Here is a 1269-nt window from a genome sequence, read left to right as displayed (position 1 = left end):
GCTGAAGGGGTGACATGGAAGTTGAAAAGCACAGTGGGACTGAAATCTGAGAAAATGGGGTCAGAAAAGATGAGAGAGATTCTCACCGCGACCCCATCAAACAAAAATGATAGCTAAATTGTACACCTCACACCTAGAAAAGCAACTATCGAGAGCCCACTACTTAGTCTTAATGCTGGTAATAGGGATACTGCAAAAAGTCAAAAATGTCAAATTAGAAGTGCTAGCACAAGCACTACCAATCCCGATTTTATTTGAGAGTAGAAGAAAAAAACTACAAAGATTCTTAGACTTAGAACAACTAACTATCGAAAAGTGCTGGCTCCCCTGTGTAGAGCTATTATTAAAACAAGTTTTTTGTGAAGAAAAGACGTTATATTTAGCCATAGATAGAACGAGTTGGGGATTGGTAAACATCTTGATGGTGAGTCTAATTTGGCAAAAACGTGCCTTGCCAATAGCTTGGATACTATTAGACAAAAAAGGGAATAGTAATCTTGAGGAACAACAAAAAGTCCTCAACCAAGTATTCCCCTTATTTACTGAGCATCAAGTGGTCGTATTAGGAGACAGAGAATTTTGCTCACCCAAACTAGGAAAGTATCTCACCGCCAAGGGTGTAGACTTTTGTTTGAGACAGAAACAATCCACAAATGTTAGCAGTCAACACCAACTCTCAACTGCCTTGAAAAACTTAGGATTATCTCCGGGAATGAAACTTTTTTTTCAGGGCGTAAATCTTACTAATCAAAAGGGCTTTGGTCCGTTTAATCTGGCGGGTAAGTGGCGCAAAAATTACCGAGAATTTAGTGCTAAAGAACCTTGGTATCTGTTAACTAATCTGCCTAACTTAGAACTAGCTATTAGAGCTTATAAGAAACGTTTTGGCATTGAGGAAATGTTTCGAGATTTCAAGACTGGTGGCTACAATCTTGAAGAGACTAAACTGACAAGCAAGCGCTTATCTACTTTAATTGTACTAATTTCTATTGCCTATACTAGCGCATGCTTAGAAGGACGTATGCTTTCCAATATGGGCTTACAAAAATACTTAGTTCGTCAGCGAGAACCTCAACGTTATATCCGTAGACATAGTAGTTTTTATGTTGGTATTCATGCTCATTTGTGGGTTGATTTATTTCAACTTTACTCTGAATGTGTGCAGGAGTTAATGCAAATTAACCGCCATAAGTTGCCTAATTATCTAAAGGGTCTCAGGGCTAGATTGCAAGTTCTGTCTGCCTTGTAGCTTTCATGTCGCCCCGTCAG

1 protein-coding gene is annotated in these 1269 nt (G+C 38.9%); it reads left to right on the top strand.

The window, feature by feature from the left end; all coding sequences use genetic code 11:
• Nucleotides 1–106 precede the first annotated feature (106 nt).
• Nucleotides 107–1249 (top strand): IS4 family transposase, encoded by a 1143-nt coding sequence (locus F6K49_RS50150; protein WP_293030949.1) that lies wholly within the window; start codon nt 107–109, stop codon nt 1247–1249.
• The last annotated feature ends 20 nt before the right edge of the window (nt 1250–1269 follow it).

The sequence above is a fragment of the Moorena sp. SIO3I6 genome (assembly GCF_010672095.1).
Note: the sequence above shows the minus strand (reverse complement) of the source record. Positions and strands in the feature narration are given on the sequence as shown.